The organism is Xanthomonas sp. SI (genome assembly GCF_014236855.1).
Taxonomy (GTDB): domain Bacteria; phylum Pseudomonadota; class Gammaproteobacteria; order Xanthomonadales; family Xanthomonadaceae; genus Xanthomonas_A.
The window spans coordinates 1,561,070-1,583,852 of record NZ_CP051261.1 but is presented as its reverse complement, the minus strand read 5'-3'; the positions used below and the strand labels follow the sequence as shown (position 1 = coordinate 1,583,852).

The following is a 22,783-nucleotide window of genomic DNA, read 5'->3' as shown; positions in this document are numbered from 1 at the left end:
GCGGGGACGGCGTAGGGGTTGTCTATTTGCATGCGTGGCACTCGGCCGATGCGTTTGTCGAATCGCGCCGCGTAGACCGCGGTCAGCGAGCGAAGGCGCGGCGCTGCCGCTTGTCCGCGTACATCTCCGCATCGGCGCGTTCGAGAAGTTCCTCCAGCGCCTCCGCGTCCAGATCCCGCCGGTTGCACAGGGCCAGGCCGAAGCTGGCCGACAGCCCGGTCGCGAACCCGTCGTCCTCGCCGGGCTTGGCAAGCGCCCCGCGCAGCGCATCGGTGAGCCCGCGCGCCTTCTCCGGCGTGGTCAGCGGCAGGTACAGCGCGAACTCGTCGCCCCCGCGGCGCCCAAGCAACTGGCCCGGCCGCAGACAGCTCCGGCACCGCTTGACGAAAGCACGCAAGGCCGCATCGCCGGCGGCGTGTCCGAACTGGTCGTTGATCGCCTTGAGGTTGTCCATGTCGGCGACGATCACCGCCAACGGACGTGGCTCCTGCGCGGCCAGTTGCAGATCGTTGAGCACCTGCTCCAGGAATCCCGTCCGCGACAGCGCCCCGGTCACGGGATCGCGCACCAGCGCATGGCGCAGTCGCGTGTTGTCGGCGTAGAGCCCGGGGACGGCCAAACCGAAGTAGCTGTTCGCCGCCAGGCTGATCATGGCGAACTGCAGCGCGAGCGCCTGCACCTCGAGCCGCAGCAGCGGCGTGGCCAGTGCGATCAGCAGGCTGAAGGCGGCGATCGCCACCAGCGCCTGCAGCATTCCGTGGGTATGCACGATCCACAACTGGATCACCACCACCACGAACAACGCGAAAACCACCTCCGGCTGCCGCGGCAACGCGGCCGCGAGCCACATCACCGCCAGGGTGACGCCGAGCAGGAGCCCTAGCTTGACCAGATAGCCCGAGGCGCTTCCGCTCGGCGCGATCATCCCCGACAAGCGCGGGATGCCAGGCCGCGGCGCGATCTGCAGGGACTCGGCCAGACGCAGCAGCGCGAGGATCGCCAGCGGGCCGAGCGCCAGCAGACCGGCGTAGTCGCCGATCGCCCACGGGATCGACTGGGCGAACATGGCCGGCAGGTCGATGGCGCCGGTGACGACCAGACCCGCGCCGCCCAGGCAGGCAGACAGCAGCGAGGCCACTCCGCCGCCCAGGATGAAGTAGGTGACCGCGCGCGGCAGGCTGGTCGAGGACATCCCCTGGCCGACCCGGCGCAGCAGCCAGGCCAGGCCGCCCCAGATGCAGAACTGTTGCGCGGTGAACAGCAGCGCGTACTGCAGGACCGCCCGATCGGGGACGACCGTGTGGCCGGTCGTGCGATAGAAGCTGAGCAGCGTGGCCAGCACGCACGCGATGGCGATCGCCGGCGCACCGCGCCAGCCAAGCACCATGAAGGCGGCCAACGTCACCGCCACCGGCGGGAACCACAGGCTCGCATGCGTCTGATAGCCCAGCACCCGCGCCAACTCGAAGCCCGCCAACCACGCCGCCACCAGCGCCACCGACAACACCAGCAGCGCGCCGGGACGGCGCGGCGCCGCGGCGCGCGTGCGGAACGGCGCCTCGGCGTCCCCGCCTGTCATCCATCCGCCTCCGGCCGGCTCCGGGCGGTGGCCGAACCGGGGCCGACGAACGCGGTGACCGAACTGTCGTCGCTGCCGCCCACCACCACCGACGCATCGCCGCTCACACGGATCGGCCAGCTCATGTTGCCCGCGGCCCAGTTCCATTGCAGCGCGCCATCGCTCGCATCCCACAGGGTAAACCCGCCAGGCGTGCCGTCGGGGTGGCCATCGGCCAGCCCCAACCAGCGCCCGCTAGGGTCGAATGCCAGGCAGTTAGGCGAGTACTGGCTGGACGCCGTCCACTGCGGCTGGGCCGCGCTGCCGGTATCGGCGAACACGGCGACGATGCCGCCCTGCGTGAGGTTGCCGGCGATCGCGACCTTGTCTCCGGCTGCATCGCAGGCCAGCCCGTAGATGGTCTTCACGCCCCCCGGTGCCGCCACGCTCCAGGCCGGCGCGGGCGTGCGCTGGAACGCGGCCACGTCGAACGCGTACAGCGTGCCGTCGCCGGCGCCGGCATAGGCCCTGCGCCCATCGCCTGACAGCGCCGCGACATGGGTGTAGGCGCCATTGGGCAACTGCCAACGCGCCAGCGCCGTCGGTTGTCCGGACGCGATCGAGAACAGGATGATCTCGCCGTGGTAGCTGGCCACCAGCCCGGTGCTGCCGTCGATGGAGAGGCCCGTGGCGACGACGGTGTCGCCGGCAGCGCTCAGCGTGATGTACACAGGCGCGGGGAAGTTTGCGGCGGCGCCGGTGCGGCAGAACAGATAGCCCTGATCGGCACCGGCCAGCAAGGTCAGCCCGCGCCCATCCAGCGACACCATGTTGCCGCGGCCCCCAGTCAGCGGATACGACAGCAGCTCTTCGCCGCCGGGCACCGACCAGGCACCGATGAAGCCCGCGTACGGATTCTGGCTCCTCCAGCCGCAACTGGCGACGGTACTGCCGTTCGCCGCGACATCGACCCAATACACGCCCTGCCAGCCGTCGAATTCCTTCGCCAGCAGCGGCTGGCCGGTACGATCCCAGGCGTAGGTGCCGAAGGTCCCGTCCTGGTTGCCGCGCACATCGCTGCGCGTGGCGGCAGGGTCGATGCGTTCGAAAATCTTGCGCTGGGCGACGGGCACGGCGTCCAGCCCGGCACTCTGCGACCCGCCGCCATAGTCGTGGAAGAAGGTGCCGGCGGCGATGACATTGCCATCGCCGGACACCGCCACCGAATTGATGTAGTAGCCGGCATGCGGCTGTATCGACCAGAGCACTTCAGGCACGTCGTTCAAGCGGATCCCTCCCTTGGGTTGAAGAGTCCTCAACGGACTCCTGCGAGCATTTGGCTGAAAACACGATACCGGTGGACGACCTGCATATAACCGGTGTCGTGTCGATTCCCTGTCATCTTGCCCTGCGCCTGCCCTCCCGATCGCCGGCCGGACCGGCTCAGCGCACCTCCGCGATCTCCACCCCGTCCATGCCCTGCGCCAGGGTCTTGGCGTCGCCGCCCTGGGCGAGCTTGATGCGCAGGCGCACTTCGTTCTGCGAGTCGGCGTGGCGCAGCGCGTCTTCGTAGCTGATCTCGCCGGCCTGGTACAGCTCGAACAGGCTCTGGTCGAAGGTCTTCATGCCCAGGTTGGTGGATTCCTTCATCACGTCCTTGAGCTTGTGGATCTCGCCCTCGCGGATGTAGTCCTGCACCAGCGGCGTGCCGAGCATGATCTCCATCGCCACGCGCCGGCCCTTGCCGTCCGGGGTCGGGATCAGTTGCTGGGCGACCACGCCGCGCATGTTCAGCGACAGGTCCATCAGCAGCTGGCTGCGGCGGTCTTCGGGGAAGAAGTTGATGATGCGGTCCATCGCCTGGTTGGCGTTGTTGGCGTGCAGGGTGCACAGCACCAGGTGGCCGGTTTCGGCGAAGGAGATCGCGTGGTCCATGCCTTCGCGGGTGCGCACCTCGCCGATCATGATCACGTCCGGCGCCTGGCGCAGGGTGTTCTTCAGCGCGTTCTCCCAGCTGTCGGTGTCGATGCCGACTTCGCGCTGGGTGATGATGCAGCCCTCGTGCTTGTGCACGAACTCGATCGGGTCTTCGATGGTGATGATGTGGCCGGTGGAATTCTGGTTGCGGTAGCCGATCATCGCCGCCAACGAGGTCGACTTGCCGGTGCCGGTGGCGCCGACGAAGATGATGATGCCGCGCTTGGTCATCGCCAGGGTCTTGATCACCGGCGGCAGGTTCAGCTCGTCGACGGTGGGGATGCGCGTCTCGATCCTGCGCAGCACCATGCCGACCTGGTTACGCTGGTAGAAGCAGCTGACGCGGAAGCGCCCGACCCCGGCCACGCCGATGGCGAAGTTGCACTCGTGGGTCTTCTCGAACTCCTCGCGCTGCGCCGGAGTCATCACGTTCAGCACCAGGTCGCGGCTCTGCTGCGAGGTCAGCGGCGTCTGCGTGATCGGGGTGATCTTGCCGTGCACCTTGATCGCCGGCGGCATGCCCGAGGTGATGAACAGATCCGACGCCTTCTGGTGCGCCATCAGTTTCAGGAACGAGGTGAAGTCGATGGTGCTCATGGCTTGAACTCCGGGATTGGGGATTGGGGATTCGGGATTCGCAAGAACCGGGCTGGCGAGTTGCCCTGCCAATCCCCAATCCCGAATCCCCAATCCCGGCTACTCGAACACACGCTTGTCCTTGGCGTACTCGCGCGCCTGGTTGCGGGTGATCAGGCTGCGCTTGACCAGGTCCTGCAGGTGCTGGTCCAGGGTCTGCATGCCGGTCTGCTGGCCGGTCTGGATCGCCGAGTACATCTGCGCCACCTTGTCCTCGCGGATCAGGTTGCGGATCGCCGGGGTGCCGACCATGATCTCCCAGGCCGCGGTGCGGCCGCCGCCGACCTTCTTCAGCAGCGCCTGCGAGATCACCGCGCGCAGCGATTCGGAGAGCATCGAGCGCACCATCGGCTTTTCGCCGGCCGGAAACACGTCGATGATGCGGTCGATGGTCTTGGCCGCCGAACTGGTGTGCAGGGTGCCGAACACCAGGTGCCCGGTTTCCGCGGCGGTCAGCGCCAGGCGGATGGTTTCCAGGTCGCGCAACTCGCCGACCAGAATGATGTCCGGATCTTCGCGCAGCGCCGAACGCAATGCCTCGTTGAAGCCGTGCGTGTCGCGGTGCACTTCGCGCTGGTTGATCAGGCACTTCTGCGAGGTGTGCACGAATTCGATCGGATCCTCGACGGTGAGGATATGGCCGTATTCGTTCTTGTTGATGTAGTCGATCATGCCGGCGAGCGTGGTCGACTTGCCCGAGCCGGTCGGGCCGGTGACCAGGATCAGGCCCTGCGGCTGGTCGATCAGCTGGCGGAAGATCGGCGGACAGCCCAGGTCTTCCAGGGTCAGCACTTCCGAGGGAATGGTGCGGAACACCGCGCCGGCGCCGCGGTTCTGGTTGAACGCGTTGACGCGGAAGCGCGCCAGGCTGGGAATCTCGAAGGAGAAGTCGACTTCGAGGAACTCTTCGTAGTCGCGGCGCTGCTTGTCCGACATGATGTCGTACACCAGCGCATGCACCTGCTTGTGGTCCAGCGCCGGGATATTGATGCGGCGCACGTCGCCATCGACCCGGATCATCGGCGGCAGGCCGGCGGACAGGTGCAGGTCGGATGCCTTGTTCTTGACCGAGAACGCCAATAGTTCAGCGATATCCATACGCTGCTTTTCCCCTTGGGCTGCGACTGGAAGGATGATTCCCCGGGCGGCAGTATAGCGCCCTTCCCCGTTGCCAGAAGCGCCGCCCGTGCCCCTCTCTCCCCTGCAGCAGATCCGCCTGGACATGGACCGCGCCGCGGCCGCCGCACAGCGCCCGCCGGCGCACCTGCTGGCCGTGTCCAAGACCCAACCGGCCGCGGCGATCGCGACCCTGGCCGCGCAGGGGCAACGCGCGTTCGGCGAAAACTACGTGCAGGAGGCGGCCGGCAAGATCGCCGAACTGGCGCCACTGCAGTTGCAATGGCACCTGATCGGCCACCTGCAGTCGAACAAGGCCGAACAGGCCGCCGCGTTGTTCGACTGGGTGCAGAGCGTGGACCGGATCAAGCTGGTCGCCGCCCTGGGCCGCTACCGTCCGGCGCAGCGGCCGCCGCTGAACGTGCTGATCCAGGTCAACATCGACGACGAGACCAGCAAGCACGGCTGCGCCCCCGACGCGGTGGACGCGCTGGCCGCGGCCGTCGCCGCACAGCCGACGCTGCGCCTGCGCGGGCTGATGGCGATCCCGGCGCCGTTTCCCGAAGAGGCGCGGCGGCGCGCGGCGTTCCAACGCATGCGCGCCCTGCTCGACGGCCTGCAAGCGCGGCACCCTGACGCCGATACGCTGTCGATGGGCATGAGCGGCGACTTCGCCGCGGCGATCGCCGACGGCGCGACCATGGTCCGCATCGGCACCGCGCTGTTTGGCAGCCGCGCGCCGCACGCCGCGCCCTGACAACGCCGCGCAACCGGGCAAGAGGTGGCAGCGGCAGGCGCAGCCCAATGCTTGTCTACGAAATGTTCAAACGCGATTAAGCGACATCGGAAATATGTCGTAGCTCAAACGCTTGAAAACCATAGTTTTTCCGCTTGAAGCAAGCCTCATGCATAGATGGCATGTGCAACCGTTAAGTCGGTCAAGGTTCTGACTCGGAAAACTCCGCTCCCATGGCGGCGACAGCGGGCTCTCCGCCGTCCATCGCCGAATGCGATCGGCACGTACGAGGTCAACCAAATGGATGCATCGACCAGATTGCTGCTTGCTGCTTGTGTTGCCGGTTTTCTGCAGGTCCCGGCCGCGATGGCGGCGCCGTTGGCGACAGGCGCGTGGAGTGCGGACGATCCGCTGATGACGCCTGCCGAAGCCAGTGCGCGCACCACGTGGCGCGACACCATGGCGCACCTGCCGACCCCCGCGGAAGGCTGTTTCCACGCCACCTACCCCAACACGAACTGGCAAGCGGACACCTGCAAGACCTTGACCCGGCACATCCACCCGATCCCGCACCGCATCCACTGGGGCGCCTCGCAAACCACCGGGAACGGTTACGACTACGCCCTGCAGTCCAGCAGCCTGATCAGCAAGACCGTCGGCAGCTTCCCCCAGGTCAGCGGCGTCACCTCCGAAAAGGGCGTCGGCGTGGCCGCCTTCGGCGGCGGCGGCATTCTCGGGCCCAACGAGTATTCGCTGCAGATCAATTCCAACTACGACGGCACCACCAGCGTCTGCAACGGGCATTCCGGCTGCACCGTCTGGCAGCAGTTCGTGTACGCGACCGACTACGAGACCCAGGGCGAAGCGGCGGTGTTCATGCAGTACTGGCTGATCGGCTACGGGTCCAGCTGCCCGAGCGGCTGGCTCAGCGATGGCGGCACGGACTGCTACCGCAACAGCAATGCGGTGAGCGCCCCCGACGTGCCCGCGACGCAATTGGCCAACCTGAAGCTGACCGGCTCGGCGACGGCCAACGGCAACGACACCATCACCTTCGCCAACGGCAACACCGCCTACAGCATCAGTGCCAGGGACAGCGTGGTCAAACTGGCGACGGTGTGGAAGCTGTCCGAGTTCAATGTGGTCGGCAATGCCGGCGGTTCGAGCGCGAATTTCAACACCGGCTCGTCGATCACGGTCAAGGTCGCCGCAACCAACGGTTCCACCGCCGCACCGACCTGCGCCGCCAATGCCGGCACCACCGGCGAAACCAACAACTTGAACCTGGGCAGCTGTTCCGCCGCCGGCGGCGCCACGCCGTCGATCACCTTCACCGAGGCCAACTGAGCCAGCCGCGCTGGCGATGCGGCCTGTCGCCAGCGCGGACCTCTCGGCCAGGCATCGCGCGCACGCCCGCTCGCTGGCCGGCGGCGGCCGCACTGCCGCCGCGCGACGCAGCCGCTACCATAGGGGCTCCTCGCGTTCTCGGTGCCTGTCCATGCCCTCTGCCAGCTCCGGCTCCCCCAGCACCGACATCGCCTTCATCGGTGGCGGCAACATGGCCCGCAGCCTGATCGCCGGGCTGGTCCGCCAGGGCATCGCAGCGGACACGATCCGCGTCGCCGAGCCGGTACCGGCACTGCGCGAAGCGCTGGCGGCGGACTACGGCGTGCACGCCGTGGCCGCGGCGGCCGAGGCCGCCGACGGCGCGCCGCTGTGGGTATTCGCGGTCAAGCCGCAGGTGCTGCGCAGCGTGTGCAACGAACTGAGCGCGCTGGCCACGGCGCAGCGGCCACTCTTGCTGTCCATCGCCGCCGGCATCACCGCGTTGCAGCTGGACCGCTGGCTGGGCGGCGCGCACGCGGTGGTGCGGGCCATGCCGAACACGCCGGCGCTGCTCGGCGCCGGGGTCACCGGCCTGTTCGCCAACGCGCAAACCAGCGCCGAACAGAAGCTTCAGGCCGAACGCTTGCTGGCCGCCGCCGGCGTCACCGTCTGGGTCGAGGACGAGGCGTTGATCGATGCGGTCACCGCGGTCTCCGGCAGCGGCCCGGCCTACGTGTTCCTGCTCGCCGAAGCGATGGAAGCGGCCGGCATCGCCCAGGGCCTGCCGGCCGCCGCGGTGCGCACGCTGGTGCTGCAGACGGTGCTCGGCGCGGCGCGCATGCTCACCGAATCCGGCGAGGCGCCGAGCGAGCTGCGGCGACGGGTGACCTCGCCCAACGGCACCACCCAGGCTGCGATCGAGACCTTCCAGGCCGGCGGCTTCGAAGCGCTGACCGCCACCGCCATCGCTGCCGCCGCCGCACGCGGCCGCGCCCTGTCCGCCGCCAACGACTGACCCGGAGCCGCCGATGATGCGCCGCCTGCCTGCCATCGTGCTGTCATGCCTGGCCCTGGCCGCCTGTTCGGCGCAGGACGCGCCGCGCCCCGCCACGCTGGTCGCGGCCACGCCCGCGCAGGCCGATCTGGGTGCGCTGCGGGTGCACTACAACGCACTGCCGACGCTGGCGATGAGCGACAGCGTGGCGCGCCGCTACGGCATCGTGCGCGCCGCCGATACCGCCCTGGTGATGATCGCGCTGCGCCGCGTGCACGATGGCGAAGAACTGCCGGCCACCGGCGAGGTGCATGCCGTGGCCGCCGACCTGAGCGGCCGCCGGCAACCCATCGCCCTGCGCGAAGCGGTCACCGACGCCTATACCGACTATGTCGGCACGGTGCGCACCAGCGAGCACGACCAGCTGAATTTCGTGGTGGACGTGCGCAGCGCCGACGGCGCGGGCACGGTGCGCTTCAGCCGCAACTTCTAGCGCGGTGTCGCTTCAACCGCCGCCGTCTGCGGCGCCGGGCGGGAGCGGCAACGGAATCGGGTTCGGCACCGACGCGCCGCGTGCGAAGGCGCCGATGTTGTCCAGCCGCCATGATCTGGCCGATCGCCTCTTCGGTGAATAACGCTGGTGGCCGGTGACGATGACGTTCGGAAACGACATCAGGCGCCGGCGGCACCGTCGCTACGCTCAGCGCATCCTGCAGGCACACCAGCTCATGGCCATGCGCGGCATTTGCCTGCGCCAGCAACTTCATGTCGTAGCGTCGCGCGCTGTACACCGCCACCTTCATCGCATCGCTCCCGCCATGACGTGACGTGACGTGACGTGACGCCCAGCATCGGCGTGCTCAGGGCGATGTCCAGCGTTGCGGCCCTTCGCCCTGCGCGCCCAATGCATCGGCCGGATTGCTCAAGCGGCAGCGGCGCAGCGACAGGCAGCCGCAGCCGATGCAATCGGTGAGTTGGTGGCGCAACTGAGTCAACTGCAGGATGCGTGCGTCCAGCTCCTGGCGCCAGGCCGCCGACATCCGCGCCCACTCCGCGCGCGTGGGCGTGCGCGCATCGGGCAACTGCGCGAACGCGGCCTTGATGCTGTCCAGCGGCACGCCGACGCGCTGCGCGACGCGGATCACCGCCAGCCGGCGCAGCACGTCGCGCGCATAGCGGCGCTGGTTGCCGGCGGTGCGTAGGCTGTGGATCAGGCCCTTCTTCTCGTAGAAATGCAGCGCGGACACCGCCACGCCGCTGCGCTCGGCCACCTGCCCCACGCTCAGTTCCTCGTGCATCGCTTGACCTCGAGTCCGGTTGAGGTTGCATGCTGCGCGTCCGCTTCCCGCCGCGCAAGCGTGCGCTGGTAGCCTGCTTGCACCGCACGAGGCTTTTCGATGAATCACGCCACACCTTCCAGCAACGAGCCCCATGGCGCCGCACCGGCGTTGCCGGATGCCGCGGCAACCGCAGCGTCCGGCGCCGATTCGGTACTGGCACCGCGCTATCGCGCGACCACGCTGGGCATGGTCGCGCTGGTCTCGCTGATCGCCTTCGAAGCGCTGGCGGTGGCCACCGCGATGCCGACCGTGGCGCGCGAGCTGGACGGCTTGCGGCTGTACGCGCTGGCGTTCGGCGGCACCCTGGCCACCAGTGCGATCGGCATGACCGTGGCCGGGCGCTGGAGCGATCTGCGCGGTCCTGCGGCGCCGCTGTGGGCCGGCCTACTGTGCTTCGTGTGCGGCCTGCTGCTGGCCGGCTTCGCGCTGTCGATGCCGATGCTGCTGGCCGGGCGGCTGGTGCAGGGCCTGGGTGCCGGCGCGATCTCGGTGGCGCTGTATGTGCTGGTTGCGCGGCTGTATCCGCAGGCGCTGCGGCCGCGCATCTTCGCCGCGTTCTCCGCCGGCTGGGTGGTGCCGTCGCTGATCGGGCCGAGCATCAGCGGGCTGATCGTCGAACACGTCGGCTGGCGCTGGGTGTTCCTGGCGGTGCCGCTGCTGGCGCTGCCGTCGGCGGCGCTGCTGCAGCCGGCATTGCGCAGCCTGCCGCGCGTGGCGGCAGCGGCGCGTTCCAGTGCGGCGCCGTTGCTGTGGTCGATCGGTGCCGCGGCCGGGATCTGCCTGCTGTACCTGGGCGGCCAACAGCGCGGCGCCTGGGCGGCGGCCACGGTGCTGCCGGCGCTGGCGCTGCTGCTGGCCTGCGCATGGCGGCTGTTGCCGCGCGGCACCTTGCGCGCGGCACGCGGGCTGCCCAGCGTGATCGCGCTGCGCGGCATCGCCGGCTCGGCATTCTTCGGCTGCGAGGCGTTCCTGCCGCTGCTGCTGTCGCGCGAACGCGGGCTGTCGCCGACCTGGGCCGGGGTGGCGTTGAGCGTGGGCGCGCTGGGCTGGTTCGCCGGTTCCTGGTACCAGGGCCACTATGGCCGCGACGGCACCCGCCTGCGGCGGCTGCGCGTGGGCTGTGCCCTGATGACGCTGGGCGTGGCGATCACCGCGCTGGCGCTGTGGCCGGCGCTGCCCGCGGCGATCGCGATCGGTGGCTGGACCGCCACCGGCCTGGGCATGGGCCTGATCTATCCGACCCTGTCGGTGCTGACCCTGACCCTGTCGCCGCCGGCCGAACAGGGCGCGAACAGTTCGGCGCTGCAGCTGAGCGAGGCGATCGCGGTGGCGACCACACTGGCGGTGGGCGGCTCGCTGTTCGCGGCGTTGCTGACCCAGTCGGTGGTTGCCGCGTACCTGTCCACTTTCGCGGTGGCGGCGCTGCTGGCGCTGCTCGGCCTGGGCATCGCCGGCCGTACCCAGCCAGCGGCGCCGCGCTGAACTGCGCGGGCGCGGCTACTGGCGCTGCGCCCAGGCCTGCACGATGGCGGCGATCGCATGCACTCCGTCGGTCAAGGCCGCCGGACCGGGCTGCAGGATCAGCGGCGACTTGATCTCGAACAGCTGGCCGTCGCGCACCGCCGGGATCGCCGCCCAGCCCGGCCGTGCGGCCACGCGCTCGGGGCGGAAGCGCTTGCCGCACCACGAGCCGAGGATGATGTCGGGCGCGCGCCGCACCACTTCGTCGCCGTTGGCCAGGATCCGCGCCTTGGCCAGCGGTTCCACCGACAGCTCCGGAAACACGTCGTCGCCGCCGGCGATGCGCACCAGTTCGGCGACCCAGCGGATGCCGGTGATGATCGGCTCGTCCCATTCCTCGAAATACACTTTCGGCCGCCGCGGCAGCGCCGCCGCCTGCGCCGCGAGCGTGTCCAGCCCGCGCTGCAGTTCGTCGGCATAGGCCTCGGCACGCGCGCCGACGCCGACCAGCGCGCCGAGCCGGCGGACGTAGTCGAGGATGCCGTCGACGCTGCGGTGGTTGGCGATCCACACTTCCACGCCGTTGCGCACCAGCTCGGCGGCGATCTCGGCCTGGATGTCGGAAAAGCCGATCGCCAGATCCGGCTGCAGCTTGAGGATCTCGCCGATCTTGGCGCTGGTGAAGGCGCTGACCTTGGGCTTGTCGCGGCGCGCCTGCGGCGGGCGCACGGTGAAGCCGCTGATGCCGACGATGCGCGCCTGCTCGCCGAGCGCGTACAGCGTCTCGGTGGGCTCCTCGGTCAGGCAGACGATGCGCTGCGGGCCCATGTCAGTCCTCGACCGGCATGCGGAAATACACCACGCGCTCGGTTTCCTCGAATCCGCACGCATGGTGCGCGGCCTGCGCCGCGGCATCGTCGATCAGCGCATCGGAAGCCAGCTCGCTGCAGCCCTGCGCGCGGGTCCATTCGCGCACCTCGCGCAGCAGCGCACGGCCGATGCCGTGGCCGCGCCACTCCGGCGCCACGTACCAACCTTCCAGAAACCCCACCGGTGAACTGTCGGTGCCGTTGACGTAGTCCTGGCGCAGGGTGACGTCGGCGAAGCCGATCGCCTGGCCGTCGCCGGCGAAGGCCAGGAAATTGGCCGCGTCCTCGCGCTGCAGCGCTTCGGCCACGCCGCCGAAGGCATCGCGCTCGTCCGGCCACAGCGCCATCCGCAGCGCCGCCCAGGCGCGCAGGTCGGCGGCGGCGGCGGCACGTATCGAGAACTCCTTGGTCACGGAAACAGCATCCGCTTGGACCAGTGGCCAGCGGCGTCGGCGGCGTAGTGCCAGCGCTCGTGCAGGCGGTACTTGCCGCCGTACCAGAACTCGAAGCTGCGCGGCACCACGCGGAACCCGCCCCAGCCGTCCGGACGCGGCACCTCGCGGCCTTCGAAGCTGGCCTCGGCCTTGGCCACGCGCTCTTCGAATTCTTCGCGCGACTGCAAGGTGCGCGACTGCGCCGACGCCCATGCGCCGATCTGGCTCATGCGCGGGCGCGAGGCGAAATACGCATCGGCCTCGGCCGCGGCGACCAATTGCACCTCGCCGTCGATACGCACCTGCACCCCGTCCTCGCGCATGCGCCGCCACAGGAACAGCAGCGAGGCCTGCGGATTGGCCTGCAGCTCGCGGCCCTTCTGGCTGTCCAGGTGGGTGTAGAACACGAAGCCGCGCGCGTCGTAGGACTTCAGCAGCACCACCCGCGAGGACGGGCGCGCCTCCAGCGTGGCCGAGGCCACGACCATGGCGTTGTATTCGGCCTCGTCGCTGCTCCGCGCCTCCGCGAACAGGTCGGCGAACGTGGACAGGGCTTCGGCGTAGAGATCGGGCATGGCGGCAAGCACTCGGCAGACGATGCCCCATTGTCGCGCCATGCACGGCGCGACGCACGCGGCAGCGCGGGGCTGCCGTGGCGCCGGTCCTTGCTGGTCTGGACATGGCGCGAGCGGTGTGGTGCACGCCAGCCGCTGCCGCGGCCCGCAGCCCCGCGCGGCACATGCCGTGCGTAGGCTGCGCGGGCGCGCGGGCCGCGACCGTCACGCGTGCGTCCCAGCTGACTGCCTGCCAACGCCGCGCTAGGCGGAGACGCGCCGGCCAGCATCGAGGCGCGCTTGCGCCGCAAGCGCAACGGCACGCGCTACGCAACGCATGCAAGCAGCGCAACTGGCCTGCGCACGCGGCACGTCTGCTAGCATCGGCGGATGAATCCCGCCCCCAATCTCGTGCTGGTCGGCCCGATGGGAGCCGGCAAGAGCGTCATCGGCCGCCGCCTGGCCGAGCGCTTCAGCCTTGTCTTCGTCGATAGCGACCAGGCCATCGTCGAACGCACCGGCGCGAGCATCGCCTCGCTGTTCGAGCATGCCGGCGAAGCCGGCTTCCGCGAGCACGAGCGCAGCGTCCTGGAAAGCGTGCTCAGCACCCCCGGCCACCTCATTTCCACCGGCGGCGGCGCCGTGCTCGACGCCGACAGCCGCCGCGAGATGCGCGAACACGGCTTCGTGGTCTACCTGCGGGTCAGCGTGGCCTCGCAGCTGCAGCGCCTGCAACGCGACCGCAGCCGCCCGCTGCTGCAGCGTGGCGACCGCGAACGGGTGCTGCACGAGCTGCACGCGGTGCGCGAGCCGCTGTACCGGGAAGTCGCCGACCTGATCCTGGACACCGACCACCTCAATCCCGCCGAAGCCACCGCGCAGATGGTCGTGCGCCTGGCCGCGTCGTGGAAACTTCCGGACCCCATTGCATGACCGCTCCCCAACGCAGCACTGTTCCCCAACGCAGCGTCGCGGTCGAAGGCGACCCGGCCTACACCATCCGCATCGGCCCCGGCCTGCTCGACGACGGCGCGCGCCTGGCCGAGCACGTGCGCGGCCGCCATGTGCTGCTGCTCAGCGACAGCAACGTCGCCCCGCTGTACGCCGCCCAGGTGCGTCAGGCGCTGCTGGCGGCGCGCCCGGAGTTGCGGATCGGCGCCTTCACCATCCCCGCCGGCGAGGCCTCCAAGACCCTGGACAATTTCGCCGCGGCGATCGCCGCGCTGGCCGAACTCGGCGCCACCCGCGACGCCTGCGTGCTGGCGCTGGGCGGCGGCGTGGTCGGCGACTTGGCCGGCTTCGCCGCCGCGTGCTGGATGCGCGGGGTGGACTGCGTGCAGCTGCCGACCACGCTGCTGGCGATGGTCGATTCCTCGGTCGGCGGCAAGACCGCGGTGGACATCGCCCAGGGCAAGAACCTGGTCGGCGCGTTCCATCCGCCGCGCGCGGTGCTGGCCGACACCGCCACCCTGCGCAGCCTGCCGCCGCGCGAATTGCGCGCTGGCCTGGCCGAGGTGATCAAGTACGGCGCGATCCGCGACCCGCTGTTCTTCGAATGGCTGCATGCCGAGCGCCACGCACTGCTGGACGCCGAACCGGCCGCGCTGGCGCAGGCGATCGCGCGCAGCTGCGAGCACAAGGCCGAGATCGTGACCCGCGACCCGCTGGAGAAGGGCGAGCGCGCCCTGCTCAACCTCGGCCACACCTTCGGCCACGCGATCGAGACCGAACAGGGCTACGGCGCGCCCGGCAACGCCAACCTCAACCACGGCGAAGCAGTGGCGGTGGGCATGGTGCTGGCCGCCGAACTGTCGGCGCAGTTGGGCATGTCCACGGCGCAGGACAGCGAACGGCTGCGCGCGCTGCTGGCCGACTACGGCCTGCCCACCGCGCTGCCGGCCGGGCTGGCGCCGCACGCGCTGCTGGCGCGGATGCGGCTGGACAAGAAGAACATCGCCGGGCGCCTGCGGCTGGTGCTGTGGCGCGGCATCGGCCGCGCCGAGGTGGTGCCTGACGTGGACGAGGCGGCGGTGCTGGCGGTGCTGGACGCCGCGGTGCGGGCCGCGGCCTAACGCAGCCCGCCGCGCCGAGGCATTCAATCCGCCCTCGGCGGCCGGCGCGCCGCAAGTCCCTGTGGGAGCGACTTCAATCGCGACGACGACGTGGTGGGCATCACGCCGTCGGACAGCGCCGGGACCGAATCCCTTCCCACTCCACCCACCCAGCCAGCATGCGCAAGTGCCCTGCACGGCGCCCGGGGCGCCGGCCTGCGCCAAGACATGCTCGCCCCAGGATGTCGCGCGCCGCCCATGCGTCAGGCCCCGGCACGTGCACGCGTCCCGCCTGCGGCCGCGGCCGCCCGCCGACCGCGGCCCAAACACCCACCCCGCTTCCCAACCCGTCCCATAACGCACGACCGGCGCCGACGCCGCGGCGACCCGCGATGGGTACAATCGGCCCATGCGCGTCTTCCTACAGCAACGCCCCGGCGGCAACGAGCCGCCCCGCTACATCCAGCTGACCCTGCAACCGGACCTGTTCGGCAGTTGGGAGCTGCTGCGCGAGAGCGGCCAGATCGGCGGCCGCGCGCAGCTCAAGCGCGAGCAGTACCTGCTGCAGGACGAGGCCCACGCCGCCTTCGAGAAAGCCCGCGATGCGCAAATCAAGCGCGGCTTCCAGGTCATGTTCATTCGCGGCGCCGACGCCCCGCGCTAAGGAAACCCCCATGCTCAAGAACGACCGTCTGCTGCGCGCCCTGCGCCGCGAGCCCGTGGACCAGACCCCCGTATGGCTGATGCGCCAGGCCGGGCGCTACCTGCCCGAGTACCGCGCCACCCGCGCCCGCGCCGGCAGCTTCCTGGCGATGGCCAAGACTCCGGACCTGGCCTGCGAAGTGACCCTGCAGCCGCTGGCGCGGTTCCCGCTGGACGCGGCGATCCTGTTCTCCGACATCCTCACCATCCCCGATGCGATGGGCCTGGAGTTGTATTTCGTCGAAGGCGAAGGCCCGAAGTTCAAGCACCCGGTGCGCGACGCGGCGGCGATCGCCCGGCTCGGCGTGCCGGACATGGAGACCGAGCTGCGCTACGTGATGGACGCGGTGCGGGTGATCCGCCGCGAACTGGACGGCAGCGTGCCGCTGATCGGCTTCTCCGGCAGCCCGTGGACCTTGGCCTGCTACATGGTCGAGGGCGGCGGCAGCGACAACTACGCGCGGATCAAGGCGCTGGCCTTGAACGAGCCGGCGGCGCTGCACCAGTTGCTGTCGGTCAACACCGACGCGGTGATCGCCTATCTGGCGGCGCAGCGCGCGGCCGGCGCGCAGGCGCTGCAGGTATTCGATACCTGGGGCGGCGTGCTCAGCCCGGCGATGTACCGCGAGTTCTCGCTGCCCTACCTGCAGCGCATCGCCCGCGAACTGCCGCGCGGCGACGGCGCCGAGCGCACCCCGCTGATCCTGTTCGGCAAGGGCAATGCGCCGTATCTGGAAGAACTGGCCGCCTCCGGCGCCGAAGGCCTGGGCGTGGACTGGACCATCGACCTGGCCGATGCCGCGCGCCGCACCGGCGGCCGCGTCGCGTTGCAGGGCAACCTGGATCCGGCGACGCTGTACGGCTCGCCGGCGGCGATCGAACGCGAGGTGCAGCGCGTGCTGCACAGCTATGCCGACGGCAACGGCTCGGCGGACGGCCATGTGTTCAACCTCGGCCATGGGCTGTCGCCGGACATGCAGCCCGAGCACGTCGGCGCCCTGGTCGCCGCGGTGCAGCGGCACAGCCGCCGCGAGCAGGCATAGCGCCGCGCACCGAGCCGCCGCATCCGCTGGGCGCCTCGCGTCCTGCGGATGCGCGGCGTGGCGCAACACCCGCCTCGGCCATCTTGCAGTCGGGGCTGAAGCCCCTCCCACAGTGCACCCAGCCAACTCGCCGCAAGCTCCCTGTAGGAGCGGCTTCAGCCGCGACGAACGAAGTGGTGGACCCGACGACTGCGGGCATCGGTCGGGGCTGAACCCCTCCTACAGTGCACCCAGCCCGTTCGCCGCAAGCTCCCTGTAGGAGCGGCTTCAGCCGCGACGAACGAAGCGGCGGACCTGACGGCTGCAGGCATCGGTCGGGGCCGAAGCCCCTCCTACAGTGCACCCAGCCAACTCGCCGCAAGTCCTCTGTAGGAGCGGCTTCAGCCGCGACGAACGAAGTGGCGGACCCAACGGCTGCAGGCATCGGTCGGCGCCGAAGTCCCTCCCACAGTGCATCCAGCCGGCTTGCCGCAAGCTCCCTGTAGGAGCGGCTTCAGCCGCGACGAACGAAGTGGTGGACCCGACGACTGCAGGCATCGGTCGGGGCTGAAGCCCCTCTTACAGTGCACCCAGCCAACTCGTCGCAAGCTCCCTGTAGGAGCGGCTTCAGCCGCGACGAACGAAGCAGTGGACCCGACTGGCTCGGACAACTTTGGTACTGAAGTCCCCCGGCAGAACCGAAGACAGCACCCCGCGCGACACGCCTCGATCCGCCATCGCAGCAGGACTGCCGTGTTCGCCACACACCACAACCGCCCGATGCTGCACGACGCCGCCACGCGATCTGCGCGATCCTATGCACCCCTCGCGTTGCCGTGCGTGCCGATGTCCGCGCCCTCCCCCGATCCGATCTCCGTTCCGAACTACCGCAGTTTCCGGCCGCTGCTGTGGCTGGTGTCGCTGGCCATCTTCATGCAGATGCTGGACGCGACCATCGTCAACACCGCGCTGCCGGCGATGGCGCGCAGCCTGGGCGAGAGCCCGCTGCAGATGCAGTCGGTGGTGTTCAGCTATGCGCTGGCGGTGGCGATGTTCATCCCCGCCTCGGGCTGGATCGCCGACCGCTACGGCACGCGCCGCACCTTCCTGGCCGCGATCGTGCTGTTCACCCTCGGCTCGCTGCTGTGCGCCGCGGCGCCGCGCCTGCCCTACCTGGTCGCCGCGCGCGTGCTGCAAGGCATCGGCGGGGCGATGCTGCTGCCGGTCGGGCGCCTGGCGGTGATGCGCTCGGTATCGCGCGAGCAGTTCCTGAGCGCGATGAGCTTCATCGCGATCCCGGCGCTGATCGGGCCGCTGGTCGGGCCGACCCTCGGCGGCTGGCTGGTGCAGGTGGCGTCGTGGCACTGGGTGTTCCTGATCAACCTGCCGATCGGCGCGATCGGCTTCGCCGCGGCGCTGAAGGTGATGCCCGATTTCCACGGCGAGCAGCGCACCCGCTTCGACCTGATCGGCTATGCGATGCTGGCGTTCGGCATGATCGCGCTGTCGCTGGCGCTGGACGGGATTTCCGAGCTGGGCCTGCGCCATGCGTTCGTGATGCTGCTGGCCATCGCCGGCCTGGCCGCGCTGATCGGCTATTGGCTGCACGCGGCCAACGCGCCGGCAGCGCTGTTCCCGCTGCACCTTTTCAAGGTGATCAGCTTCCGCATCGGCATCCTCGGCAACCTGTTCGCGCGCGTGGGCAGCGGCAGCATGCCGTTCCTGATCCCGCTGTTGCTGCAGGTCGGCCTGGGCATGAGTCCGATGCGCGCGGGCCTGATGATGATCCCGGTGGCGCTGGCCGGCATGGCCGCCAAGCGCGCAGCGGTGAAACTGGTGGAGCACTACGGCTATCGCCGGGTGCTGATGACCAACACCGTGCTGGTCGGCGTGGCGATGGCCAGCTTCATGCTGTTCGACGCCGGCCAGCCGCTGGGCTGGCGACTGCTGCAGCTGGCGCTGTTCGGCGCGGTCAACTCGCTGCAGTTCACGGTCATGAACACAGTGACCCTGCGCGACCTGGACCGCGACCAGGCCAGCGCCGGCAACAGCCTGCTGTCGATGGTGATGATGCTGGCCACCGGCTTCGGTGCCGCCGCCGCGGGCAGCCTGCTGGCGGCCTTCAACGACCACCTCGGCGACAGCCACGGCGCCACCGCCGCGCTGCACGCGACCTTCGTCTGCGTCGGCGCGATCACCCTGACCTCGACCCTGATCTTCTGGCAACTGCCGGATACGCGGCCGCATCCGAACAAGGTGGAGGAAGTGGCTGAATAGCTGTGAGGCTGGGAATGGAGAAACGGGAATGGGGAATCGAAAAACAAAAGCTGCCTCCCTCGCCTCTGACACTACACGCTCGCGGCGCCCTGCTTTTCCCTATTCCCGTTTCTCCATTCCCTATTCCCGGCCCCCAAGCACTGCCTCGATCGCCTCGGCCAGCATGTCTCCCGTCACCGGCTTGCGCAGGAAGCCGTCGAAGCCGGCGGCGCGGGCCTGCGGTTCGGCGTCGGCGTCGGCGCGGGCGGTGACCGCGATCAGCGGCATCTCGTAGCCGAACACGCGCAGCTGCCGCGCCAGCGCCAGGCCGTCCAGGCCGGGCAGGTCCAGGTCGAGCAGCGCCACGTCGAAGCGGTTGCCGGCCGCTTCGGTCAGCGCCGCCAGCGCATGCGCGGCATGGGTGATGTGGTGCCCGCGCGCGCTGAGCAGGCCACTGACGACTTCGGCAACAGTGGGGTCGTCCTCGACCAGCAGGATATGCAGCGGCTGCGTCGCCGCCAGGGCCTCGCGCTCGCTGCGTGCAGCCGGATGCAGCGCTTGCGGGGTCCACGGCAGCGGCAGGTCGACGATGAAACGGGTGCCGACGCCGAGCTTGCTGTGCAGTTCCACGCGGCCGCCCATCGCCACCGCCAGTTCCTGGCAGATCGCCAGGCCCAGGCCGCTGCCGCCGTAGCGGGCGGCGGTGCGCGGGCCGTCGGCCTGTTCGAAGCGCTGGAACAGCCGCGCCTGCTGCTCGGCGTTGATGCCCGGTCCGGTATCGGCGACCTCGAAACGCACGCCGTGGCTGTCGTGCAGCGGCGCCACGCGCAGGGTCACCCCGCCGTGGTCGGTGAACTTGATCGCGTTGTTGAGCAGGTTCAGCAGGATCTGCCGCACCCGGGTCGCATCGCCGCTGGCGGTCACCGCCGCGGGCATCGCGTTGTCCAGGGCGAAGGCCAGGCCGCGGCTGTGCGCCATCGGCGCCATCATCGCCTCCAGCTCGCCGATCAGCTGGATCAGGTCGAACGGCTGCTGGTCCAGTTCCAGGCGCCCGGCCTCGATCCGCGCCAGGTCCAGCGCATCGTTGACCAGGCGCAGCAGGTGCGCGCCGGCGCGGCGGATCGAGTCGGTATAGCCGCGCTGTTTGGGGTCCAGCGGCGTGGCCAGCAACAGTTCGCTCATGCCCAGCACGCCGGTCATCGGCGTGCGCACTTCGTGGCCCAGCGTGGCTAGGAAGCGGGTCTTGGCCAGCGAGGCCTGCTCGGCCAGCTCCTGCTTGTGCAGCGCCAGTTGCCAGGCATTGCGACGGCGCAGGCGCCGCCGGTACAGATAGGACGCCAGCCACAATGCCAACAGCGCCAGCAAGGCCAGCCCGGCCATGCCCCAGGGGCTGCGCCACCATGGCGGCAACACGCGAAAGCGCAGCGTGGTCACCTTCGACCACACCTTGTCGGCGGTGCGCGCCTGCATTTCCAGGGTGTAGTGGCCCGACGGCAGGCGCGAGAACAGGCGCTCGCCGCTGGCACCAACGTCCACCCAGTCCGGGTCGTAGCCGCTGAGCCGGAACCGGTAGGTGTTGGCGTCGGTGTCGGAGAACGACAGCAGGCGCGCGACCACGTGCAGGTCGCGGTCGCCTTCCTGCAGGGCGATGCTGCCGGCATGCAGCAGATCCAGCGCGCGCTCGCCGCGGCGCACGCCGATGCGTTCGATCACCAGCGGCGGCTGCCGCCGCGACGGCACCACCTGCGACGGCTCGAACAGCACCACCCCGTCCGGGGTGCCGCCGAGGATCTGCCCGCTGCGCGCCTGGATCAGGGTCTGGGCGCGGAATTCCTGGTTGGGCAGGCCGTCGCGCACGCCGTAGGAGCGGATCGCCTTGCTCGCCGGATCGACCCGGATCAGGCCGCGCACGCTGCTCAACCAGGCCACGCCGCTGGCATCGACCACGATGCCGTTCGGCGCCAGCGACGGGAACTCCTGCTCGGCGTCGATGCGGTCGAGCAGGCTCAGCCGCTCGCCGTCCCACAGATAGCGTTCCAGGCGGCCGAGGCTGGCCAGCCACACCACGTTGCCATCGGTGATGGTGAAGGCGCTCAGCGGCCGCGTCGGCGCGCCCGGCACCGGCGCGAAACGCTCGCTGGTCGGGTCCCAGGCCAGCACGCCGTATTGGCCGAGCACCCAGGGCTGGCCCAGCGGGCCGGGCCGGGCATCGTCCACGGTCAGCTCCGACGGCAGCCCGTCGGCGCCCGGGGCGATGTTGCGCAGCACGTGCCCGTCCAGGTCGCGGACCTGGGCGCCGCCGAACTCGCCGAACAACCACAGGCGGCCGTCGCCGCTGAGCACCAGCCGGTCGATTTCACCGGGTATCGGCGCATCGGCGCCATCCTGCTTGCCCCAGCGCCGCACCTCGCCGCTGACCGGGTCGTAACGCAACACCGCCGCCGCGGCCGCCGCCCACACCCGGCCCTGCGCATCCTCGCCCAGCACGCGCGACCATTCGCGGCCGAACAGCGCGGTGATGTGGTGGCGCACCGCACCGGTGCCGGGATCCAGCTTGTCCAGCATGCCGCGCGTGCCCGTCAGCCAGACCCCGCCATCGCGCGATGCTGCGGTCGCCATCACGTAGGGATTGCCCATCGAGTCCGGATCGTCGACCCGGTACGACAGCACCGAGAACTGCCGCCAGTTGGCCGGCAGATACCACAGGCCGGCATTGAAGCTGGCGAACCACAGATCGCCTTCGCGATCCTCGAACGCCAGCGACCAATTGGGCTTGACCAAGCCGTGCGCGGAATTGCTGTACAGCGGCACGTTGCGGATCTGCCCGACATCGCCCTCGCGGCCCAGGCCGTCCATGGTGTCGAACCAGCGATTGCCGTGGCGGTCGTGGACCAGCATCCCCAGCACGCTCTCGCTCGGCATGTTGCGCCAGTACGGCGCCACCGCGCTGCCGTCGGTGCGCAGCAGGCGCACACCGCCCTGGCTGGCCACCCACAGCGAGCCGTCGCGCTCGGGGGTCAGGCCCTGTACCTCCGGCCGCGGCAGCGCCGAGGCCGGCAGTCGTTCGAAATCGTGCCCGGTCCAGCGCGCCACGCCGCCGCGCGTCCCCACCCACAGCGTGCCGTCGGGCGTAGTCGCCAGCGAGGTCACCACCGGCGATGGCAGGCTGCGCTCGTCGCCCGGCATCGGCATGTAGCGGCTCAGTTTGCCGTCCGCCTGCAGCCGGTCCAGGCCGCCGTTGGCGGTGCCGAACCAGAGGCTGCCGTCGGGAGTGGACGCGATCGCCCAGACCGTGGCGCCGCCGATCTGCGGGTAGTTGCTGCGGTCGTAATAGCGGAACGTGCGCCGGTCGGCCGAGAGCATGCCCAGGCCAGCGTTCTGGGTGCCGAACCAGACCCGGTTCTGCGCATCCACGTGCACGGTCCAGATCTTGTTGTCGCGCAGCCCGTCCTCGATCCGCCAGATGCGGTAGCCGCGCCCGTCGAAGCGCGCCAAGCCGTCGCTGCTGGCCAGCCACAGGTAGCCGAGTTGGTCTTCGGCGAAGCCGTTGATGCTGTTGGACGGCAACCCGTCGGCCACGGTCAACTGGCGCGGCTGCGGGGTCGGCGGCACCGCCGCCACGAGCGCCGTCGACCACAGCAGCAGTAGCCATCCCAAGATCCGTCTCGACCGCATCCTCGTCCCCTTGTGCATGGGCGCCGTGTCCCCCGATGCCCGCCGCCATCGTCGGCGATAAGCGCCGCCGCTGGCA

General features: G+C 70.0%; 20 protein-coding genes. 10 read left to right on the top strand and 10 right to left on the bottom strand.

Going from position 1 to position 22,783, the window contains the following annotated elements; genetic code table 11:
• Positions 1-82: 82 nt before the first annotated feature.
• The 4 genes from HEP75_RS06625 to HEP75_RS06610 form a co-directional block, all read right to left on the bottom strand.
• On the bottom strand, positions 83-1,579 hold the full coding sequence (locus HEP75_RS06625; RefSeq protein WP_185826521.1) for a diguanylate cyclase: 1,497 nt from the start codon (positions 1,577-1,579) through the stop codon (positions 83-85).
• Positions 1,576-2,835: a PQQ-binding-like beta-propeller repeat protein gene (locus HEP75_RS06620; protein WP_255424085.1), complete on the bottom strand. Its 1,260-nt coding sequence runs from the start codon at positions 2,833-2,835 to the stop codon at positions 1,576-1,578. The genes HEP75_RS06625 and HEP75_RS06620 overlap by 4 nt, the downstream gene beginning before the upstream one ends.
• A 166-nt stretch (positions 2,836-3,001) precedes the next feature.
• The gene (locus HEP75_RS06615; RefSeq protein ID WP_185815706.1) at positions 3,002-4,132 is read right to left on the bottom strand and encodes a PilT/PilU family type 4a pilus ATPase; all 1,131 of its coding nucleotides are present in this window, start codon (positions 4,130-4,132) and stop codon (positions 3,002-3,004) included.
• A gap of 99 nt (positions 4,133-4,231) precedes the next feature.
• Positions 4,232-5,269 carry a type IV pilus twitching motility protein PilT gene (locus tag HEP75_RS06610; RefSeq protein WP_185815705.1) on the bottom strand — a complete coding sequence of 346 codons (1,038 nt, stop codon included), beginning with the start codon at positions 5,267-5,269 and terminating at the stop codon, positions 4,232-4,234.
• A gap of 88 nt (positions 5,270-5,357) precedes the next feature.
• On the opposite strand from HEP75_RS06610, the gene HEP75_RS06605 reads away from it, so the two are divergent.
• From HEP75_RS06605 to HEP75_RS06590, 4 genes are all read left to right on the top strand, one after another.
• Positions 5,358-6,044 carry a YggS family pyridoxal phosphate-dependent enzyme gene (locus tag HEP75_RS06605; RefSeq protein WP_185825879.1) on the top strand — a complete coding sequence of 229 codons (687 nt, stop codon included), beginning with the start codon at positions 5,358-5,360 and terminating at the stop codon, positions 6,042-6,044.
• A gap of 297 nt (positions 6,045-6,341) precedes the next feature.
• Positions 6,342-7,370 (top strand): hypothetical protein, encoded by a 1,029-nt coding sequence (locus HEP75_RS06600; protein WP_185826520.1) that lies wholly within the window; start codon positions 6,342-6,344, stop codon positions 7,368-7,370.
• Positions 7,371-7,515: 145 nt separating this feature from the next.
• Positions 7,516-8,364, top strand: a complete 849-nt coding sequence (gene proC, locus HEP75_RS06595; RefSeq protein ID WP_185826519.1) for a pyrroline-5-carboxylate reductase — start codon at positions 7,516-7,518, stop codon at positions 8,362-8,364.
• A gap of 16 nt (positions 8,365-8,380) precedes the next feature.
• Positions 8,381-8,836: a DUF4426 domain-containing protein gene (locus tag HEP75_RS06590; protein WP_185825878.1), complete on the top strand. Its 456-nt coding sequence runs from the start codon at positions 8,381-8,383 to the stop codon at positions 8,834-8,836.
• On the opposite strand, the gene HEP75_RS22150 is transcribed toward HEP75_RS06590, so the two are convergent.
• Both HEP75_RS22150 and soxR read right to left on the bottom strand, forming a co-directional pair.
• Positions 8,820-9,146, bottom strand: a complete 327-nt coding sequence (locus tag HEP75_RS22150; protein WP_221899309.1) for a hypothetical protein — start codon at positions 9,144-9,146, stop codon at positions 8,820-8,822. The genes HEP75_RS06590 and HEP75_RS22150 overlap by 17 nt on opposite strands.
• Before the next feature lie 57 nt (positions 9,147-9,203).
• On the bottom strand, positions 9,204-9,641 hold the full coding sequence (soxR, locus tag HEP75_RS06580) for a redox-sensitive transcriptional activator SoxR (RefSeq protein WP_185815702.1): 438 nt from the start codon (positions 9,639-9,641) through the stop codon (positions 9,204-9,206).
• Between the two features lie 99 nt (positions 9,642-9,740).
• Here soxR and HEP75_RS06575 point away from each other — a divergent pair, with 99 nt between their 5' ends.
• Complete coding sequence (locus HEP75_RS06575; protein WP_185825877.1) at positions 9,741-11,165, top strand: MFS transporter; 1,425 nt, start codon at positions 9,741-9,743, stop codon at positions 11,163-11,165.
• Between the two features lie 15 nt (positions 11,166-11,180).
• Here HEP75_RS06575 and HEP75_RS06570 read toward each other — a convergent pair whose 3' ends face one another.
• From HEP75_RS06570 to pdxH, 3 genes are read right to left on the bottom strand one after another with little or no spacing between them, the layout of a single operon-like run.
• Entirely contained in the window at positions 11,181-11,972 is a 792-nt protein-coding gene (locus HEP75_RS06570) for a cobalamin-binding protein (protein ID WP_185825876.1), read from the bottom strand.
• 1 nt (position 11,973) lies between these two features.
• Positions 11,974-12,426, bottom strand: a complete 453-nt coding sequence (gene aac(6') / locus HEP75_RS06565) for an aminoglycoside 6'-N-acetyltransferase (RefSeq protein ID WP_255424018.1) — start codon at positions 12,424-12,426, stop codon at positions 11,974-11,976.
• On the bottom strand, positions 12,423-13,022 hold the full coding sequence (gene pdxH, locus HEP75_RS06560) for a pyridoxamine 5'-phosphate oxidase (RefSeq protein WP_185825875.1): 600 nt from the start codon (positions 13,020-13,022) through the stop codon (positions 12,423-12,425). Before pdxH ends, aac(6') begins: the two co-directional genes overlap by 4 nt.
• Before the next feature lie 369 nt (positions 13,023-13,391).
• Here pdxH and HEP75_RS06555 point away from each other — a divergent pair, with 369 nt between their 5' ends.
• From HEP75_RS06555 to mdtD, 5 genes are all read left to right on the top strand, one after another.
• Positions 13,392-13,934: a shikimate kinase gene (locus tag HEP75_RS06555; RefSeq protein ID WP_185825874.1), complete on the top strand. Its 543-nt coding sequence runs from the start codon at positions 13,392-13,394 to the stop codon at positions 13,932-13,934.
• Complete coding sequence (gene aroB, locus HEP75_RS06550) at positions 13,931-15,073, top strand: 3-dehydroquinate synthase (protein ID WP_185825873.1); 1,143 nt, start codon at positions 13,931-13,933, stop codon at positions 15,071-15,073. Before HEP75_RS06555 ends, aroB begins: the two co-directional genes overlap by 4 nt.
• A 388-nt stretch (positions 15,074-15,461) precedes the next feature.
• On the top strand, positions 15,462-15,716 hold the full coding sequence (locus tag HEP75_RS06545; protein ID WP_185815696.1) for a WGR domain-containing protein: 255 nt from the start codon (positions 15,462-15,464) through the stop codon (positions 15,714-15,716).
• Positions 15,717-15,726: 10 nt separating this feature from the next.
• On the top strand, positions 15,727-16,797 hold the full coding sequence (gene hemE, locus HEP75_RS06540) for a uroporphyrinogen decarboxylase (protein WP_185825872.1): 1,071 nt from the start codon (positions 15,727-15,729) through the stop codon (positions 16,795-16,797).
• Between the two features lie 825 nt (positions 16,798-17,622).
• Positions 17,623-19,053, top strand: coding sequence for a multidrug transporter subunit MdtD (mdtD, locus tag HEP75_RS06535; protein WP_185825871.1), 1,431 nt, complete (start codon positions 17,623-17,625; stop codon positions 19,051-19,053).
• A gap of 120 nt (positions 19,054-19,173) precedes the next feature.
• Here mdtD and HEP75_RS06530 read toward each other — a convergent pair whose 3' ends face one another.
• Positions 19,174-22,689, bottom strand: a complete 3,516-nt coding sequence (locus tag HEP75_RS06530; protein ID WP_185825870.1) for an ATP-binding protein — start codon at positions 22,687-22,689, stop codon at positions 19,174-19,176.
• Positions 22,690-22,783 lie beyond the last annotated feature (94 nt).

Coding starts and splice junctions, on each gene's coding strand:
- soxR (WP_185815702.1), bottom strand. CDS start 9,641: ATGCACGAGGAACTGAGCGTGGGGCAGGTGGCCGAGCGCAGCGGCGTG.
- HEP75_RS06570 (WP_185825876.1), bottom strand. CDS start 11,972: ATGGGCCCGCAGCGCATCGTCTGCCTGACCGAGGAGCCCACCGAGACG.
- mdtD (WP_185825871.1), top strand. CDS start 17,623: ATGTCCGCGCCCTCCCCCGATCCGATCTCCGTTCCGAACTACCGCAGT.
- HEP75_RS06610 (WP_185815705.1), bottom strand. CDS start 5,269: ATGGATATCGCTGAACTATTGGCGTTCTCGGTCAAGAACAAGGCATCC.
- HEP75_RS06555 (WP_185825874.1), top strand. CDS start 13,392: ATGAATCCCGCCCCCAATCTCGTGCTGGTCGGCCCGATGGGAGCCGGC.
- HEP75_RS06575 (WP_185825877.1), top strand. CDS start 9,741: ATGAATCACGCCACACCTTCCAGCAACGAGCCCCATGGCGCCGCACCG.
- aroB (WP_185825873.1), top strand. CDS start 13,931: ATGACCGCTCCCCAACGCAGCACTGTTCCCCAACGCAGCGTCGCGGTC.
- hemE (WP_185825872.1), top strand. CDS start 15,727: ATGCTCAAGAACGACCGTCTGCTGCGCGCCCTGCGCCGCGAGCCCGTG.
- HEP75_RS06545 (WP_185815696.1), top strand. CDS start 15,462: ATGCGCGTCTTCCTACAGCAACGCCCCGGCGGCAACGAGCCGCCCCGC.
- HEP75_RS06625 (WP_185826521.1), bottom strand. CDS start 1,579: ATGACAGGCGGGGACGCCGAGGCGCCGTTCCGCACGCGCGCCGCGGCG.
- HEP75_RS22150 (WP_221899309.1), bottom strand. CDS start 9,146: ATGAAGGTGGCGGTGTACAGCGCGCGACGCTACGACATGAAGTTGCTG.
- HEP75_RS06590 (WP_185825878.1), top strand. CDS start 8,381: ATGCGCCGCCTGCCTGCCATCGTGCTGTCATGCCTGGCCCTGGCCGCC.
- HEP75_RS06615 (WP_185815706.1), bottom strand. CDS start 4,132: ATGAGCACCATCGACTTCACCTCGTTCCTGAAACTGATGGCGCACCAG.
- pdxH (WP_185825875.1), bottom strand. CDS start 13,022: ATGCCCGATCTCTACGCCGAAGCCCTGTCCACGTTCGCCGACCTGTTC.